Source organism: Mesorhizobium sp. M8A.F.Ca.ET.021.01.1.1, assembly GCF_003998025.1.
Taxonomy (GTDB): domain Bacteria; phylum Pseudomonadota; class Alphaproteobacteria; order Rhizobiales; family Rhizobiaceae; genus Mesorhizobium.
This window is the reverse complement of sequence record NZ_RZSJ01000050.1, coordinates 1-18,017: the sequence shown is the minus strand read 5'-3', so window position 1 is coordinate 18,017 and position 18,017 is coordinate 1. Positions and strand designations below refer to the sequence as shown.

Genomic DNA, 18,017 nt, shown 5'->3' with positions numbered 1-18,017 from the left:
ACGTATGAAGCTCGTCCGCCGCAGCGCCGCGCCAACCAAACCGCTTGGCGCTGCGGCGGATGCATAGGGGGAGAACTGTTACCTATGTATCCGGTTCAATCTGTTACCCATCTATCGGCTGGACACTTTCCTCGGCGGTTTCGCCAATCGGCGACGTTGCAGGATTTGGCACCGAGGTCACGGCTGCTTCTTTCTCCCCGTCTCTATACGGGGAGAAATGCCCGGCAGGGTAATGAGGGGCGGCGCCAACGTTCCGGAATGGCAATTGACCACAAGCCCCATCTGTCCGAACTATTGCGCCCCATGGCCACGCGCGACCCACCCGAACCCACCGAGCCCCTCACCTTCGCGGTGCTGGTATTCCCCGGTTTTCCGATGATGGCGTTCAGCTCGGTCATCGAGCCGCTGCGCGCCGTCAATGTGCTGGCGAAGCGGGAATGCTACCGCTGGATAATCGTTGGTGCGACCCAGGGTCCGGTCGAGGCGTCGAACGGCGTCGTCATCCAGCCAGGGTTCTATGCCGAGGCAGCACCCAAGGTCGACCGCATCGTCGTCTGCTCGGGCGGCGACGCCGATCATCTCGTCGCCGAGGACGCGGCGAGCTGGATACGCCGCAGCCTGCGCAATGGCGCCCATATCGGCGCGGTGGCGGATGCCGCCTTCTTCCTCGCGCGCGCGGGCCTGCTCGACGGCCATGCCTGCACCTTGCACTGGACCAGCCAGGCCGCCTTCACCGAGGCGTTTCCCAACATCGAATTGCGGCGCGATCTCTACGTCATCGATCGCAAGCGCTTCACGTCGGCCGGCGGCGTCGGCAGCCTCGACATGATGCTGGAGATCATCACCCGGGACTATGGCGCCGAGCTTGCCGCCGGCGTCGCCGAATGGTTCGTGCACAGCCAGCTGCGATCGAGCGTCGACCGCAAGCTGATGCCGCTGAGATTGCGCACCGGCGTCCAGAACGAGCTGGTTCTGTCGGCCATCGCCATCATGGAGGACGCGGTCGAGGAAAGGCTCGGCATGGCCGAACTCACCGCGAAACTCGGCGTCTCCTCCGACAAGCTCGAACGCTCCTTCCGCTCCGAACTCGACATCTCGCCCAACGGCTACTACCGGCGCCTGCGGCTGAAACGCGCCGCCGATCTCCTAGCCCACTCGACGCTCGCCGTGCGCGACGTGGCGCTGGCCTGCGGCTTTGCCTCGATGTCGAGTTTCGCCCGGGCCTTTCGCGAGGAGCATGGGCACGCGCCGAAGCAGGCAAGACGGCATTAGGGGCGCCCGCTGAAGCTGTGAGATGTTGGCGGGACAGCGCCCCCCTCTGTCCTGCCGGACATCTCCCCCACATGGGGGGAGATCGCTGCCACCTCGGCTTTCGCCTATCTCCAACATCGAAGACGGAGGCGCGGTTGGCGAAGCTGCCAATCTCCCCCCTCGTGGGGGAGATGCCCGGCAGGGCAGAGGGGGGCGCGAAGGATCGCGACGGCGCCTGTTGGCCAGCGGCATCTCGCACAACAAACGCGGTATTCCGCACAATCCATCCGCCCCGCCTGCGCCATGCTCGGCCCTCGCAAACCAGCCAAGGCCGAACCCCCATGAGCATCGTCGTATTCGACCCCGACAGCACCGAGGACGTCGACTTCAAGCACCGCATGCGACACCCCGTGGCCACTGACCCGGCCGGCGGGATGTGGCTGTCGGACACCGAGCCGTCCTTCATCGATGCGGACGCCCTGCGCAAAGGCCGGCTGGCGAAACTGCGCGGCTGGATGCGTGAGGCAGGCTATGGCGGCGTCGTGCTGTTCGACCCTTATAATCAGCGCTACGCCACCGGCTCGCGCAACATGTTCGGCTATTTCCTGCGCAACTCGACCCGCTATTTCTTCATCCCGACCGAAGGGCCGATCGTGCTGTTCGAATATCCGCAGAGCTACCATGTCTCCATGGTACTCGACACGATCGACGAGGCGCGTCCGTCCAAGCTCGTCTGGTCTTCCGTGTCAGGCCGCGACGACGAAACCGCGGGTCCCTTCGCCGACGAGATCGCCGAGCTCCTGAAGACGCATGGCGGCGGCTCGATGAAGCTCGGCCTCGACCGTTGCAGCCACCTGCAGGCGCTGGCGCTGGAAAAGCGCGGCTGCGAGGTCCGCGACTGCCAGGGCGAAATCCTGGCGGTGCGCGCGGTCAAGACGCCGGAGGAAGTGAAATGCCTGATGGCGTCGATGGCCGGTGCCGAGGCCGCCGTCTATGCCGTGCGCGAGGCGATCAAGCCCGGCGTCTCCGAAAACGAGCTGTTCGCCATCATGTATGGCGAGGTGATTCGCCAGGGCGGCGAGTTCATCGAGACGCGGCTGTTGACGTCAGGCCAGCGCACCAATCCCTGGTTCAACGAGGCCAGCGGCCGCAAGATCAGGCCCGGCGAGTTGCTGGCGCTCGATACCGACACGATCGGCTGCTACGGCTATTATTCGGATTTCTCCCGCACCTTCCGCTGCGGTCCGGGCAAGCCGACTCCTTACCAGAAGTCGCTCTACCGCATGGCGCACGACCAGGTTCAGCACAACATCTCGATCGTCAAGCCCGGCATGGCCTTCCGCGAGATCGCCGAGAAGGCCTGGAAGATCCCGGACCGCTTCGTCGACCAGCGCTACACCTCGGTCATGCACGGCGTCGGCATGCATGGCGAAACACCGTTCATCGCCCATGCCATGGACTACGAAACCTATGGCCGCGACGGCCATATCGTGCCAGGCATGGTGGTGAGCGTGGAAAGCTATATCGGCGAAAAGGGCGGCCGCGAGGGCGTCAAGCTGGAGGACGAGATCCTGATCACCGACACCGGCACGGAGCTGCTATCGCGCTTCCCCTATGAGGACGAGTTTCTGGAGAAAGAGGTTTGATAGCCGCTGCCCCACTCGGTGACGTAGCCTTTACGGTTGGCGCAGCCTCCCATCGTTTCGTCATCCTAGGGCGAAGCAAGGAGCGCAGCGACGCGGCGCAGACCCTAGGATCCATGCCGGGACGTCAACGCGCCTCGCATCGCCTTCGTCATCCTAGGGCGGAGCAAGGAGCGCAGCGACGCAGCGCAGACCCTAGGATCCATGCCGTGGCGTCGATGCCGCGCAACGGTTACCGAATTCTGCTCCGTTGCGCCATTCGATGGACGTCACGGAATGGATCCTCGGGTCTCCGCGACGCCGCTGCGCGGCTGCTTCGCCCGTGGATGACGAAGTCGGGGAGGCTTCGGCCAATCATCACCGCTTGCGCCAACCCGCTAAAAGCAACGATGTCGGCTTTTGACCAGCCTGCCAACCGCCAGGTCGATTCAGCCTGCAACCCAGGCGCCTCCGCATGAAAGCCCCCATCTCCATCAAGCGCGGCACGGTGGCCGCTGTGTTCATCGACCTGCAGGAAGAGCACCGGCACGACCCGCGCTACCTCGTCGAGGATTACGAAAAGATCCTCGCCGGCGTCCAGCGCCTGCAGGCGGCGGCGCGGCAAAACCATGTGCCGCTCCATCACTGGGCCTATATCGTCGATCTCGACAGCCAGGACCGGCCCTTTCATCCCACAGGCGAAGACGGCAAGTCGGCCTTTTCCGACAAGAGCGACCCGCTGACCGAAATCTGCCATGAGGTGGCGCCGGCGGAGGGCGAGGCGCTGCTGATCAAGGCCGAGGCCAGCGCGTTCCGCAGCGGTCCGGCCGCCGACCGGCTCGAGGCTTCAGGCATCGAATGGCTTGTTGTCGCGGGCGTGTGGACCGAGGCCTGCATCGACGCCACCGTAAAGGACGCGGTGGCGAAGGGCTTTCGCGTGCTCTTGGTCAAGGATGCCTGCGGCAGCGGCAGCGCGGCCATGCACCAGACCGGCATCCTCAACCTCGCCAACCGGCTCTATGGCGGCGCGGTTGCCGACACCGACGGCGCCTGCCGGCTGCTGGCCGGCGAGACGGTCACCGTCTGGCAGGTCGAAGGCTCGGTGCCCCTGCGCTTCACCTTTGAAAATGCCGCCCGTCTCTATGCCGAGCTTTGACGTGTCCCGCGGACCGAGATGACCGGCCGCGGCAAATACGGAACCCGGCTCGACCCGGCACTCTGGGCCTATATCGACAGCGTCAACGCCTGGTATCCGCCCGAGATATCAGGCCTGCCGGTCGACAAGCAGCGCGCGGTCTATGCCAGGATGTGCCGCGCCTTCCATCAGGGCAGACCGCCCGGGGTCAGGGCCCGCGACAGCTTGGTCGCCGCTTCCAAGCATGGCATCCCGGTCCGCCGTTACCGGCTCGCCGGCGCGGCGCCGCATGCGACAGTGCTCTATTTCCACGGCGGCGGCTTCATCCTCGGCGGGCTCGAAAGCCATGACGACATCTGCGCCGAAATCTGCGCCGGCACCGGCTTCGACGTGCTGTCGGTCGACTACCGGCTGGCGCCCGAGCACCTTCACCCCGCCGCCTTCGACGATGCGCTGGCGGCTTTCGAATGGGCGGCCGCAAGCAGCGGCCTGCCGCTGGTGCTGTGCGGCGAAAGCGCGGGCGGCAGTCTGGCGGCGGCGCTGGCGCAGGCCACGCGTCACCATCCGCGCGCCGCGATCGGCCAGGTGCTGATCTATCCCGATCTCGGCGGCAACGAGGCGGTGGGCTCCTATGTCGAACACGCCGATGCGCCGCTGCTGTCGACAGGCGATGCCGCCTTCTATCGCGACGTCAGGTCAGCCAGGAAGCAATCGCCCGACGATCCGACCTTTTCACCGCTGCGCGACACGGACTTTTCCGGCCTGCCGCCTACGGTGATCGTAACGGCCGAATGCGATCCGCTGTCGTCGGATGGCGAGGCCTATCGCGACCGCATCCTGGACGCCGGCGGCAAGGCCTGTTGGCATCAGGAGCCCCGCCTCGTGCACAGTTTCCTGCGCGCTCGCACCACAGTGCCGGCCGCGGCGGAAGCCTTTGCGCGCATCATCGCGGCGGTTGCCGCGCTGGGCCGAGGTGAGTGGCCGTACTGAAGGTCCGGGTTACGACGAGGTCGCGGCACTTGCCTCGGACGACGTTGCCTTCAGCCAAAGCGCCTTTTCGCCAAGCGTGGCGACCATGGCGGCGTGCGCCGCGCGCTCTGCTTCGGTGAGGCGCGGCACGAGCGGCGCCGGCCGTTCGGCGACGATGATCTCGATATGGCGGACGTTCTCGCCCTGGGCCGGCGCGGTGGCGCTGTCGAGAATGAGAGCCGCCTGCTTGCCGCCGATCAGCTCGATATAGACTTCGGCCAGCAATTCGGAATCGAGCAGGGCTCCGTGCTTGGTACGCTTGGTATTGTCGATGCCGTAGCGCCGGCACAGCGCGTCGAGCGAATTGGGACCCATCGGGTGCTTGCGGCGCGCCAGGGCCAGCGTATCAACGACAAGCCCGTTATCGACGGGCGGATGACCGAGCCGGCCGAATTCGACATTGAGGAAGCCGATATCGAATGTGGCGTTGTGGGCGACCAGCTTGGCGCCTTCCGTGAACCGCAGCCATTCCTCGGCGATTTCGGCGAAGGTCGGCTTGCCCGCGAGATCGGCAGCGCTGATGCCGTGCACGGACTGCGCCTCGGCGTGGATCGCGCGCCCTTGCGGGTTGATATAATGATGGAAGGTCCTGCCGGTCGGAAAACGATTGACCAGCTCGACACCGCCAAGCTCGATCACGCGGTCGTCGCGCGAATCGAGGCCGGTGGTTTCGGTATCGAAAATGATCTCGCGCATCGAATCAGTTGCTCCAAAGGAGCAGAATCACGAGACCGGAACAAAATGGCAATGGGCAATGCTGACGGCATGCCGTCAGCAGCCCCGCTTATCCCCGAAGTTCGGCAATGATCGAAGCAACCGCGGCGCGCGCGGCGTCCAGTCCCTGGCCGGTGTCGATGACGAAATCGGCCAGCCGTCGCTTTTCCGCATCCGGCACCTGCTTGGCCAGGATCGACGCCAGTTTTTCCTCGCTCATGCCAGGCCGTGCCAGCACGCGCTGGCGCTGGACTTCAGCCGGCGCGGTGACCACGACGACCTTGTCGACCCGGCCACGGCCGCCGGTTTCGAACAGCAGCGGGATGTCGAGGACCGCGATCGATTCGCCGGCGTTACGATGCTTGGCCAGGAAGGCGTCGGCATCGGCGCGGACCAGCGGATGGATGATGGCTTCGAGCTTTTTCAAGGCCGCCGCGTCGCCGAGCACACGGGCGCCGAGTTTTGCGCGGTCGACGCTTCCGTCGGCGGTGGTGCCGGGAAAGGCGGCCTCGACCAGGGGAGCCGCCTTGCCGGCATAGAGGCGGTGCACCGTCTCGTCCGAATCATGCACCGGCACGCCGGCCTCGGTGAACATCCTGGCCGTGGTCGACTTGCCCATGCCGATCGAGCCGGTGAGGCCGAGCACGATCATGGTTTGCGCACCAGATCGGCAACGATGATCGCGCGGAGCTCAGCCGTCACCTTCGGCCTGACGCCGAACCAGCGCTCGAAGCCCGGCACCGCCTGGTTGAGCAGCATGCCGAGCCCGTCGACCGTCTTCAGCCCCCGTGCCCGCGCGGCGGCGAGCAGGGGGGTCTCGAGCGGCACGTAGACGATGTCGTTGACCACGGCATGGTCGGGAAGCAGCGTGGGGTCGGCGGGCAGACCCTCATTGCCCTGCATGCCCAGCGCGGTGGTGTTGACCAGCAGGCCGGCGTCGCCCAGCAATTCGGCGGTCGCGGCCACCTCGTGCGCCGAAACGCCGGCGCCAAAGCGGTCGCGCAATTCGATCGCCCGGGCGAGCGTGCGGTTGACGATGCGGATGTCTTTGAGGCCGCGCTCCTTCAGCGCGTGGATGACCGCGCGGGCGGCACCGCCGGCACCCAGCACCACGGCCGGGCCATTGGATGCCCAGCCCGGAGCGTAGTCGTCGAGATTGGCGGCAAAGCCGTGGCCGTCGGTGTTGCCGCCCCACAAGGTGCCGTCCTCGAGCCACAGCGTGTTGACGGCGCCGATTTCGTCCGCCGCATGGTCGCGGCGCGCGACCCCGGCAAAGGCCGCCTCCTTGTGCGGGATGGTGACGTTGCCGCCGCGATAGCCATTGGCCTGCATGCTCGCCAGGAAATCGGCGAAATCCCGCGGCGCCACGTCGATCGCCTGGTAGCTGCCGTCAATGCCATGTTCGGCCAGCCAGTGACCGTGGATCATCGGCGAGCGCGAATGTTTTATCGGATGGCCGGTGACGAAGGCCTTCTTCATTGCCTCAGCCATCGATGGCTCCCAGTGTGCGCAGTTCCGCCAGCAGCGGCAGCAGCGGCAGGCCGACAATGGTAAAATGATCGCCCTCGATTATTTCGAACAGCTGGATGCCTTCGCCCTCGATTTGATAGGCGCCGACGCTCGACAATGCCTTGGCGCCGACCCGGGCGAGATGGCGTCCGATGAAGGCGGGGTCGAGCTTGCGCATGGTCATCGAGGCGATGCCGACATGGCGCCACAGCACCTTGCCGTCGCGCACCAGCACGGCGGCGCTGTTCAACTGATGGGTCTTGCCCGACAGCGCCAGGAGATGGCGGCGCGCGCCTTCCATGTCGGCCGGCTTGTGGAACACCTCGTCGCCGAGCGACAGCGTCTGGTCGCAGCCGAGCACCAGCGCGCCGGGCCGGCGCTCGCTGACTTCCGTGGCCTTGGCTTCGGCCAGCACCAGGGCGACGTCCTCGGGCGAGGCGCCGCTGTCCTGCAACGGCGCTTCCAGCGCCCGCTCGTCCAGCGTCGCGGGAACCGCCTCGATGTCGAGCCCGGCATTGACGAGCATCGCCTTGCGGAACGGACTGCCGGAGGCGAGGATGATTTTTTCGGTCATGGGTGGTTCGCCTGATTGCCTTTCCAACCGCCGTCGCGATGTTCCCCCAACCAGAAAACCGTTGCGCTCTTCGGCCACTGTAACGGCATGGATCCTAGGGTCTCCGCGACGGAGCTTCGCTCCTGCTCCGCCCTAGGATGACGAAGGCATAGTGGTTCATCGCCAATCACCAACGGTGGAGATTGGCAGAGACGATCCTCTCTTCGTCATCCTAGGGCGAAGCAAGGAGCGAAGCGACGCGGCGCAGACCCTAGGATCCATGCCGTGACCTTCGAGCTTCGCGGCGGTGGGATGCCGTCACCGCGCAGCCCGGCCCCAATTATCTCGTCTTCCCCCGCAGGGCAACGATGGCCGCGGCGGTCTCCTCGATCGAGCGGCGGCTGACGTCGATCATCGGCCAGCCGTGGCGGGTGCAGATCTGGCGGGCGTAGGCGAGCTCCTCGTTGATGGCGGCGCGGTCGACATAGTCGGTCGACACGTAGGTGCTCGAATTGCCGAGGATGCGGTTCTGGCGCACATGCGAGATGCGCTCGGCGGTGGCGATCAATCCGACGATCAGCGGTGTCCTGGCGGTGACCAGGCTTTCGGGCACCGGCACGCCGAGCACGATCGGGATGTTGGCGGTCTTGATGCCACGGTTGGCGAGATAGATGCTGGTCGGCGTCTTCGACGTGCGCGATATGCCGATCAGCACGACATCGGCGTCATCCATGTTTGCCGGCAGCTGTCCGTCATCATGGTCCATGGTGAAATTGAGCGCATCGATACGGCGGAAATATTCGGCGTCGAGAACATGCTGGGCGCCGACGCGGCGGCCGGCCGGGGTGCCGAGATAGGACTGGAACACGGTGAGCACGGGTTCCAGCACGGACACGCAAGGCAGGCCCATGGCCGCGCAGCGTTCGTCGATGCCGCGCGCCAGCTTCTGATCGACGACCGTGTAGAGGATGATGCCCGGCTCCTCCTCTATGTCCTCGAACACCTTGGCTATCTGCTTTTCGGTGCGGATGAGCGGGTAGATGTGCTCGATGGCGCGCGCATCCTTGTACTGCGCCGAAGCGGCGCGGCCGGCGGCGAGCAGCGTTTCCCCCGTGGCGTCGGAAATCAGATGCAGGTGGAAGAAGCTCTGGGGTTTGTTCACAGGGGTCACCTGGGGCTGTGGGCGGATGTGGATAAGGTTGGACAGGCGGGCGTGCTGGCCAGGGGCGACTGTATCAGATGCCGGTTTGTCCACAATTCGATGCGCTGTCAGCTTCGCCGGACGGCTGGGGACAAGTTCGTGGACGAGACGTTTTGCCTTTCGCCTGTCCACAGGGGAGGCTTCGAGGGTGGTCGATCTAGCGCATTGACTCGCCTGCGAGATTCCTGATTGTCCCCAGAACCCTGCAAACCGCGATCGGGAGTGCGCGACAATATGCTTGCTGGCGTTTTGGCGGCCAAAGCGGGACAGGTGACAACCACCACAACCAACAGACTCTTAGAATCAGAAGACTCTTTTAAAATAAGATATTTGATTAAGAGGAAGCCGGGAGAGGCGAGCGCTCGATGCCTGCAAGACGGATCATGCTGGATGTCCTGAAGGGCAAGGCGGTGTTTCCTCCTCCGCTCTGGATGATGCGCCAGGCCGGGCGCTATCTGCCGGAATATAGGGAAACGCGAAAGCGTGCCGGGTCCTTCCTGGATCTCTGCTACGACCCCGACCTTGCCGTCGAAGTGACGCTGCAGCCGATCGAGCGCTTCGGCTTCGACGCTTCGATCATGTTCTCGGACATCCTTGTCGTTCCCCATGCGCTTGGCCGCGACGTGCGCTTCGAGGAAGGGCGCGGGCCGCTGCTGACGCCGATTTCCGCGGCCGAGATCGCGGCGCTGGGAAGCGAGATGTTTCACGTGAATCTCGAGCCGGTCTACGAGACGGTTCGGAGGCTGCGGGCGAAATTGCCCGACGAGACGACGCTGATCGGCTTCTGCGGCGCGCCATGGACGGTGGCGACCTACATGATCGCCGGTCACGGTACGCCGGACCAGGCGCCGGCGCGGCTGTTCGCCTACCGCGAGCCGGCCGCGTTTCGGCAGCTGCTGAAAGTGCTCGCCGATCATTCGGCTTCCTACCTGATCCGCCAGATCGAGGCCGGCGCGGATGTCGTGCAGATCTTCGATTCCTGGTCGGGGGTGCTCGACGATGTATCGTTCGAACAGTGCTGCGTCGAACCGGTGGCCGAAATCGTCAGGCAGGTTCGGGCCGTCCATCCCGACGTGCCCATCATCGGTTTTCCCAAGGGGGCAGGAGCGCGCTACCAGAGCTATCGCGCCAAGACCGGCGTGACCGGGCTCGGCATCGACTGGACGGTGCCGCTCGAGGCAGCGAAGGCGTTGCAGCGGCAAGGAGCGGTCCAGGGCAACCTCGATCCCTTGCGGCTTGTGGCCGGCGGGCAGGCGCTGGCCGATGGCGTCGAGGCGATCCTCGAGGCGTTGGGGGACGGGCCGCTGATCTTCAATCTCGGCCACGGCGTCACCCCTGACACGCCGGTGGCGCATGTCGAGGCGATGGTGAAACAGGTCCGGAGCGCGGCACGCTGATGGCTGACAGAGATGACACCAACAGCACCGGCCAGGCGATGAAGCGCATGGCCGTCGGCATCGCAGTCCTGATTGTTCTCACCGCGCTTTTGTTTTTCTTCGCACCGGAAAGCTTCTATCCCTGGGCAAAGGCGATCCATATCCTCGCCGTCATTTCCTGGATGGCCGGCATGCTCTATCTGCCGCGGCTGTTTGTCTATCACGTCGACGCGGAGAAGGGCTCCGTCCAATCCGAAACCTTCAAGGTGATGGAGCGGCGTCTGCTGCGCGGCATCATCAATCCGGCGATGATCCTCACCTGGCTGTTCGGGCTGTGGCTGGCCTGGAAGATCTTCGCGTTCCAGGGCGGCTGGCTGCATGCCAAGATCGGCTTGGTGCTGCTTATGTCGGGCATTCACGGCTATCTGGCCGCCGCGGTGCGCAAATTCGCCGAGGACCGCAACGAAAAAACGGCAAGGCACTGGCGGATCGTCAATGAGATCCCCACATTGCTGATGATCGCAATCGTGATCCTGGTCGTAGTGAAGCCCTTCTGAGGCTTCATCCGGCCCCATCAAAAGGCGGCTTGCTCTTTCAGCCGACCGACGATACAAGACGGGTCTTCCTTCCCGTCATGCGCCGCCCCTCATTGCTTTCGGCCGCGCCCGGCATTTGTCGCATCCCGCCGATTTTTTTCCCCAAAGCCTACCCAGAGTCCGTCTAATGCAAGAAATGAAACTCACCGAGTTCAAGAACAAGAAGCCGCCAGAGCTGATCGCTTATGCCGAATCGCTCGAGGTCGAGAACGCCAGTGTCATGCGCAAGCAGGAACTGATGTTCGCGATCCTCAAGAAGCTCGCCGCCCAGGACATCGAAATCATCGGCGACGGTGTGGTCGAGGTGCTGCAGGACGGTTTCGGCTTCCTGCGCTCCGCCAATGCCAACTACCTGCCAGGTCCCGACGACATCTATATCTCGCCGTCGCAGATCCGGCGCTTTTCGCTGAAGACCGGCGATACGGTCGAAGGACCGATCCGCAGCCCGAAGGAGGGCGAGCGCTATTTCGCGCTGCTCAAGGTCAACACGATCAATTTTGACGATCCCGAGAAGATCCGCCACAAGATCCACTTCGACAATCTGACGCCGCTCTATCCGACCTCGCGGCTGAAGATGGAGGTCGACAATCCGCCCAGCAAGGACATATCGCCTCGCGTGATCGACCTGGTGGCGCCGATCGGCAAGGGCCAGCGCGCTTTGATCAACGCACAGCCGCGCACCGGCAAGACGGTGCTGTTGCAGAACATCGCGCACTCGATCACCGCCAATCATCCGGAATGCTATCTGATCGTGCTTCTGATCGACGAGCGACCGGAGGAAGTGACCGACATGCAGCGTTCGGTCAAAGGCGAGGTGATCTCCTCGACCTTCGACGAGCCGGCCGTGCGCCACGTCCAGGTCGCCGAAATGGTCATCGAGAAGGCCAAGCGCCTGGTCGAGCACGGCCGTGATGTGGTGATCCTGCTGGATTCGATCACTCGCCTCGGCCGCGCCTACAACACCGTCGTGCCGTCATCCGGCAAGGTGCTGACCGGTGGTGTCGACGCCAACGCGCTGCAGCGGCCGAAGCGCTTCTTCGGTGCCGCCCGCAACATCGAGGAGGGCGGCTCGCTGACCATCATCGCCACGGCGCTGATCGACACCGGCAGCCGCATGGACGAAGTCATCTTCGAAGAGTTCAAGGGCACCGGCAACTGCGAAATCCAGCTCGACCGCAAGGTGGCCGACAAGCGCATCTATCCGGCAATCGACATCCTCAAGTCCGGTACCCGCAAGGAAGACCTGCTGGTGTCGCGCCAGGACCTGCAGAAGATCTTCGTGCTGCGCCGTATCCTGGCGCCGATGGGAACCACCGACGCGATCGAATTCCTGATCGACAAGCTGAAGCAGACCAAGACCAATGGCGATTTCTTCGATTCGATGAACACTTGAGTTCGGAGGGGGTTCGCCCCCTCCTCTTCGTTCTCGGATCTGCGCCGTGTCCGCTTCCTGCCTATCATCTCGCGGCGAGTTAGGGTCGCCGCAGCAATCCTTCCAGCTCATCCGGATCCGTAACCACCGGCAGGCAGACCTGGCCGGTGCAGAACCAGGCGCCGCGCCGGTTGGTCGGCGGCAGGATTCCGCCGGGCAGCAGGGGTCGATTCGCCGCCGTACCGATCGGCACGACGATATCGACGCGACGCGGATCGGGATTTCGATTCGCGACCGGAATGAGCTTCGGATCCTCCGGCCCATCGACGATGACCAGTTTCAGCGGCTCGATGACGAGCGCGCAGGCATTGACGATGCCCGTCTGGCCATAGGCCTGATGCGCGGCGCGGCCGGCGGCGTGCTCGGCGGTTTTCCACGCCTTCTCCTGCAAGTCGAGATTGCCGGTGAGGGAGGCGAGCCGGAGCTGCGCCTCGATGATCTGGCTGGTCGCCGACGGAATGGCCTCGTCGACATCCCCCCTGATGCGGATCGGCACGTCGGTGCTGTCCGAGGCCGTCAGATAGTAGCCCGCCCCTTCGGCGTCGGCGTGCCAACGGTCCAGTTGTTCGAGGAACTGGCTGGCCTTTTCGACATAATTCCAATCGCCCGTGGCTTCGAACAGCGAGATCGCGGCGTTGGTCATAGCGGCATAGTCGCTCGACAGAGCGGGAAACAATTTCCGGGCGCCGAGCATGGAATGCGGCAAGCGATTGTCGCGGCTGGCGGCGCTGACATGGGCAAAGGCCTTTGCCGCCGCCTCGACCCAATTCGGGCGGGCCAGCGAGCGGCCAGCTTCGGCGAGGGCGGCGATCATCAGGCCGTTCCAGTCGGTAAGGATCTTTGCATCCAGGCCCGGCCTGACGCGTTCTTCCCGCACAGCGAGAAGCCTTGCCTTGAGCGGCACCAACTGGTCCCGGTCCCCCACACCAAGCGCTTGCTGGGAGAGGGTCTGGTGGACCACTGGCTTGCCTTCCCAACCGGGCGGGCTGGAAAGCGTGAAGTATTTGAAAAACAAAACTGAATCGCCGCCAAAGACGGATTCGATCTCTTCCCTGCTCCAGGTGTAGAACAGCCCTTCCTCGCCATCGCTGTCGGCGTCGAGACTGGCGGCAAAGGCGCCGCCGTCGACCCGCATTTCGCGCAGCAGCCAATCGACCGTGTCTTCGATTCGTATCCGGAACAGATTGTTGCCGGTAGCCGCGTGAGCCCAGTTGCAGAAACGGATGAGTTGGGCGTTGTCGTAGAGCATCTTCTCGAAATGCGGCACCAGCCATTCGGCGTCCGTCGAATAGCGGCTGAGCCCGCCGCCGATGTGATCGTAGATGCCGCCGCTCAGCATATGTTCGAGGCTGGTGAGAACGTCGTCACGATGCGCGGCATTGCCGTCGCGCAGCCAGGACAGCCACAACGTTTGCATGAACGGCGCGTTCGGGAATTTCGGCGCGCCGGCGAGGCCGCCGCGGTCGCGGTCGACCATGCCGCCGATGCGGCCGGCAAGGTCGGACAGCGTATCGCGATCGAGAAGCGCCTTGGCATGCGTGGCCGAGAGCCGTGCCTCGACATGGGAGGTCAGGCCATCGGCGCTCTGGTGCAGGCTCGTCCGCTTGTCGCGCCAGGCCTTGTCGACCGCTTCCATCACCTGGATGAATCCCGGACGGCCATAACGCGGCTCGCGCGGGAAATAGGTGCCGCCCCAGAACGGCTTGCCGTCCGGCGTCAGGAACATGGTCAGCGGCCAGCCGCCCTGCTCGCCCATTGAGGACAGGGCCGCCATGTAGATCTGGTCGATGTCGGGGCGCTCCTCGCGGTCGACCTTGATATTGACGAACAGACGGTTCATGACGGCGGCGACGTCGTCATTCTCGAAGCTTTCATGGGCCATGACATGGCACCAGTGGCAGGCGGCATAGCCGATGGAGAGCAGGATAGGCCTGTCCAGCGCCTTTGCTTCTTCCAGCGATGCCGGCGACCATCCCCGCCAGTGCACGGGATTGCCGCTGTGCTGCTGCAGATAGGGGCTGGCCTCGTCGGCAAGCAGGTTTCGCGCGGGCAAAGTCACAAGGGCCAAACTTTCGGGGCAATCCGGGGGCGGTGATGAGGCGGAAGCTAGGGCGGTTCGGTAGAGCGGGCAAATGATTTCAGGCGAATCGATCGTGGCGCTGTCGAGCGGCCGGCTCCCCGCCGGCGTCGCAGTGCTGCGCATATCCGGCCCACGGACTCGATTCGTTGTCGAAACGATTGCCGGCGGCGTGGTTAAAGAGCGGAGCGCGGTTCTGCGCAGGTTCAAGGCGGCGGATGGAACGCTGCTCGACAGCGGTTTGGTTCTCTTCTTCCCCGGGCCCGCGAGCTTCACCGGTGAGGATGTCGCCGAGTTTCATGTTCATGGCGGCCGCGCCGTGGTGGCCAGGATGCTGGAGACGATCGCTGGCTTTGACGGCGTCAGGCATGCCGAACCTGGAGAGTTCACGCGCCGCGCGTTCCTCAATGGCAAGGTCGACCTGGTCGAGACCGAGGCGCTGGCCGACCTCGTCAACGCCGAGACGGAAGCGCAGCGGCGTTTTGCTATCCAAAATGCCGAAGGCGCGCAGCGCGAGCTCTACCTCAATTGGCGTCGGCGCCTGATCCATGCGCGGGCGATGATCGAGGCGGAGATCGACTTCGCCGATGAGGATGACGTACCGGGTTCCGTTTCGGATACGGTTTGGTCAGACGTGCGGTCGATGATGTCGGAAATTGACCGCCACATAGCGGGATTCCACGCCGCCGAAATCATCCGCGACGGCTTCGAAGTCGTCATCCTCGGCGCGCCCAATGCCGGCAAGTCCAGCCTGTTCAATGCCTTGGCGCGGCGCGATGCGGCTATTGTAACGGATGAACCCGGCACCACCCGCGACCTGCTGGAGGTGGTGCTGGACCTCGAAGGCCTGCGTGTCAGGCTGACCGATACGGCCGGGTTGCGGGATGCGCCGGGGAAGGTCGAGGCGATTGGCATAGGGAAGGCGAAAGCCAAGGCGGATCGCGCCGATCTCGTGCTGTTGCTCGAGGACGCCGCCAACCCAAGGGATGCGGGTCCGCTGACAGTGACGGCGCCGGCATTGCGCGTTGGCACCAAGCTTGATCTGCTTGACAGCGAAGCGGCTCACAATGGGGTTCGGCGCTATGAGTTTGGCATATCGGTGATCGACGGGACGGGCGTGGATGGATTGCTGGCGGAGATCGGGCGCCGCGCCAGTCAGGCAGCGGGCGCTGCCGGCGATGTGCTGCCGTCGCGGCTACGCCATGTCGAGCTGCTCAATGCCGCGAACCGGCATCTGCACCGCGCCGCCGATGAACGGACCGCGCAGGAACTGCGCGCCGAAGAACTGCGCCTGGCAGCCGACCGGCTGGGGCGAATCGTGGGCGCCGTAGACGTCGAGGACTTGCTGGACGTGATCTTTTCCCAGTTCTGCATCGGAAAGTGACTCACGTGAAACACTGCGGTCGCTGGCAGGGCCTCCTCCGACTGACTCACGTGAAACAGTCTTGGGGCCGTGATTCACGTGAAACGCGGACAGAAGCAGCCTTTCCCTGTTTCACGTGAAACGTCGCGCGGAAGTTTTCTTGACAGCATGGCCTCGCAGGGACATGTGTCGCTCATCTCATTGAGTCCGGGACCTATGTAAAATGACCGATCACTATGATGTGGTTGTGGTGGGCGGCGGCCATGCCGGTTGCGAGGCTGCCGGCGCGGCCGCGCGCGCCGGCGCCAGCACCGCTCTGGTATCGCTGCGTTTCGATACGATCGGCGTCATGTCGTGCAATCCGGCGATCGGCGGTCTCGGCAAGGGGCATCTGGTGCGCGAGATCGACGCCATGGACGGGCTGATGGGCCGCGTGGCGGACGCCGCCGGGATCCAGTTTCGTCTGCTCAACCGCCGCAAGGGGCCAGCGGTGCGGGGTCCGCGCACGCAGGCCGACAGGAAGCTCTATCGCCTTGCCATGCAGGAAGCGATTCGGCAGCAGAATGATCTCGACGTCGTCGAGGGCGAAGTTCTCGATTTCGAAATGCCAGATGGAAAGATCGCCGCGGTTCTGCTGGCGGACGGCCGCCGGCTTGCCTGCGGCGCCGTGGTGCTGACGACGGGGACCTTCCTGCGCGGTCTCATCCACATCGGCGAGAAGAAGATCGTCGCCGGCCGCATGAACGAGAAGGCCAGCATGGGATTGTCGGCGACGATGGACCGCGCCGGGTTTAAGCTCGGGCGGCTCAAGACCGGCACGCCACCGCGGCTCGATGGGCGGACCATCGACTGGGCATCGCTCGACAGCCAGGCGGCGGACGAGCAGCCCGTGCCGTTCTCCCTGATGACCGACCGCATCGTCACACAGCAGATCGATTGCGGCATTACCCGCACGACGACGGCGACGCATGAGCTGATCCGCGCCAATCTTGGCCGTTCGGCGATGTATTCCGGCTCGATCGAAGGCGTCGGGCCGCGCTATTGCCCGTCGATCGAGGACAAGATCGTCAAGTTCGGCGATCGGGACGGGCACCAGATCTTTCTCGAGCCGGAAGGGCTCGACGACCACACTGTCTATCCCAACGGGATTTCGACCTCGCTACCGGAAGACGTTCAGCTCGATATCCTCAAGACCATTCCGGGGCTGGAGCGTGCGGTCATGCTGCAGCCCGGCTATGCCATAGAATACGACCACGTCGATCCGCGCGAACTGCATCAGACACTGGAGACCAAGCGCGTCGCCGGGCTCTTTCTCGCCGGGCAGATCAACGGCACGACCGGCTATGAAGAGGCGGCTGGACAGGGCCTGCTCGCCGGCCTCAATGCCGCGCGGCGCGCCGGAGGGGGCAAGCAGGTCGTCCTCAGCCGCACCCAGGCCTATATCGGCGTGATGGTCGACGATTTGACCAGCCGCGGCATCAGCGAACCCTATCGGATGTTCACCTCGCGGGCCGAGTTCCGGCTGTCGCTGCGCGCCGACAACGCCGATGAGCGGCTGACCCCGCTGGCCGACAAGCTTGGGATCGCCTCGGCGCGACGGATGCAGCGTTATGCCGATGTCATGCGGCGGCTCGACGAAGCGCGCCAGCTGGCGCTTTCGCTGACCATGACGCCGAACGAGGCGGCACGGCACGGTCTGGAGATCAACCGCGACGGCGTGCGCCGGTCCGGCTTTGAACTACTGGCCTATCCCGGTGTCGACGTGGCCTGGTTGGCCAGGGTCGAGCCGAAGTTTCACGACATCGACGCCAAGACCGCCGAGCGTCTCGAAACGGAAGCGAAATATTCGGTCTATCTCGATCGCCAGAGCACGGATGTCGCGCAGATCCGGCATGAAGAGAGCCGGCTGATCCCGGAGACGGTCGATTTCGCCGGCGTGCCCGGACTGTCCAATGAGCTGAAACAGAAGATGCAGGCGAGGCGGCCGCGCTCCATCGCGGATGCACAGCGCATGGAAGGCATGACGCCGGCAGCGCTGGCGATCATCGTCGCGCATGTCCGCCATTGGGAATCCGCACAAAAGGCCGAGCAGAGGGACGTTGCGTGAGCTCGTTTTCCCTGAAGAGCCTGCAACACGCTGCCTGTCCGGTGTCACGTGA

Annotated in this window: 15 protein-coding genes; 9 read left to right on the top strand and 6 right to left on the bottom strand. The window is 64.5% G+C overall.

Annotated elements, in window-relative coordinates; genetic code table 11:
- Positions 1–303: 303 nt before the first annotated feature.
- The 4 genes from EOA36_RS06895 (at position 304) to EOA36_RS06870 (ending at position 4,998) form a co-directional block, all read left to right on the top strand.
- Positions 304–1,272, top strand: coding sequence for a GlxA family transcriptional regulator (locus EOA36_RS06895; protein WP_127276263.1), 969 nt, complete (start codon positions 304–306; stop codon positions 1,270–1,272).
- Positions 1,273–1,592: 320 nt separating this feature from the next.
- A complete protein-coding gene (locus EOA36_RS06885) occupies positions 1,593–2,897 on the top strand; it encodes a Xaa-Pro peptidase family protein (protein WP_127276261.1) in 1,305 nt (434 codons plus the stop codon).
- A 451-nt stretch (positions 2,898–3,348) separates the two neighbouring features.
- Entirely contained in the window at positions 3,349–4,029 is a 681-nt protein-coding gene (locus EOA36_RS06875; protein ID WP_127276257.1) for an isochorismatase family protein, read from the top strand.
- A gap of 18 nt (positions 4,030–4,047) precedes the next feature.
- Positions 4,048–4,998, top strand: a complete 951-nt coding sequence (locus EOA36_RS06870; RefSeq protein WP_127276255.1) for an alpha/beta hydrolase — start codon at positions 4,048–4,050, stop codon at positions 4,996–4,998.
- Between the two features lie 9 nt (positions 4,999–5,007).
- Here the strand turns inward: EOA36_RS06870 and dnaQ are convergent, their stop codons facing one another.
- From dnaQ to EOA36_RS06845, 5 genes are all read right to left on the bottom strand, one after another.
- Positions 5,008–5,733 carry a DNA polymerase III subunit epsilon gene (dnaQ, locus tag EOA36_RS06865; RefSeq protein ID WP_127276253.1) on the bottom strand — a complete coding sequence of 242 codons (726 nt, stop codon included), beginning with the start codon at positions 5,731–5,733 and terminating at the stop codon, positions 5,008–5,010.
- 88 nt (positions 5,734–5,821) lie between these two features.
- A complete protein-coding gene (gene coaE / locus EOA36_RS06860; RefSeq protein ID WP_127276250.1) occupies positions 5,822–6,403 on the bottom strand; it encodes a dephospho-CoA kinase in 582 nt (193 codons plus the stop codon).
- On the bottom strand, positions 6,400–7,242 hold the full coding sequence (locus EOA36_RS06855) for a shikimate dehydrogenase (RefSeq protein ID WP_127276248.1): 843 nt from the start codon (positions 7,240–7,242) through the stop codon (positions 6,400–6,402). The genes coaE and EOA36_RS06855 overlap by 4 nt, the downstream gene beginning before the upstream one ends.
- Entirely contained in the window at positions 7,235–7,834 is a 600-nt protein-coding gene (locus EOA36_RS06850) for a Maf-like protein (RefSeq protein WP_127276245.1), read from the bottom strand. Before EOA36_RS06850 ends, EOA36_RS06855 begins: the two co-directional genes overlap by 8 nt.
- 319 nt (positions 7,835–8,153) lie before the next feature.
- The gene (locus tag EOA36_RS06845; protein WP_127276242.1) at positions 8,154–8,975 is read right to left on the bottom strand and encodes a pyruvate, water dikinase regulatory protein; all 822 of its coding nucleotides are present in this window, start codon (positions 8,973–8,975) and stop codon (positions 8,154–8,156) included.
- A 404-nt stretch (positions 8,976–9,379) separates the two neighbouring features.
- On the opposite strand from EOA36_RS06845, the gene hemE reads away from it, so the two are divergent.
- The 3 genes from hemE to rho all read left to right on the top strand — a co-directional run bounded on the left by hemE (position 9,380) and on the right by rho (position 12,379).
- Complete coding sequence (hemE, locus tag EOA36_RS06840; RefSeq protein ID WP_127276239.1) at positions 9,380–10,411, top strand: uroporphyrinogen decarboxylase; 1,032 nt, start codon at positions 9,380–9,382, stop codon at positions 10,409–10,411.
- The gene (hemJ, locus tag EOA36_RS06835; protein ID WP_127276237.1) at positions 10,411–10,947 is read left to right on the top strand and encodes a protoporphyrinogen oxidase HemJ; all 537 of its coding nucleotides are present in this window, start codon (positions 10,411–10,413) and stop codon (positions 10,945–10,947) included. The genes hemE and hemJ overlap by 1 nt, the downstream gene beginning before the upstream one ends.
- 166 nt (positions 10,948–11,113) lie before the next feature.
- The gene (gene rho / locus EOA36_RS06830; protein WP_027145740.1) at positions 11,114–12,379 is read left to right on the top strand and encodes a transcription termination factor Rho; all 1,266 of its coding nucleotides are present in this window, start codon (positions 11,114–11,116) and stop codon (positions 12,377–12,379) included.
- A 79-nt stretch (positions 12,380–12,458) separates the two neighbouring features.
- Here rho and EOA36_RS06825 read toward each other — a convergent pair whose 3' ends face one another.
- The gene (locus EOA36_RS06825; RefSeq protein ID WP_127276235.1) at positions 12,459–14,477 is read right to left on the bottom strand and encodes a thioredoxin domain-containing protein; all 2,019 of its coding nucleotides are present in this window, start codon (positions 14,475–14,477) and stop codon (positions 12,459–12,461) included.
- 73 nt (positions 14,478–14,550) lie between these two features.
- On the opposite strand from EOA36_RS06825, the gene mnmE reads away from it, so the two are divergent.
- Positions 14,551–15,879 (top strand): tRNA uridine-5-carboxymethylaminomethyl(34) synthesis GTPase MnmE, encoded by a 1,329-nt coding sequence (mnmE, locus tag EOA36_RS06820; RefSeq protein WP_127276233.1) that lies wholly within the window; start codon positions 14,551–14,553, stop codon positions 15,877–15,879.
- A 202-nt stretch (positions 15,880–16,081) separates the two neighbouring features.
- On the top strand, positions 16,082–17,965 hold the full coding sequence (mnmG, locus tag EOA36_RS06815; protein WP_127276231.1) for a tRNA uridine-5-carboxymethylaminomethyl(34) synthesis enzyme MnmG: 1,884 nt from the start codon (positions 16,082–16,084) through the stop codon (positions 17,963–17,965).
- Positions 17,966–18,017 lie beyond the last annotated feature (52 nt).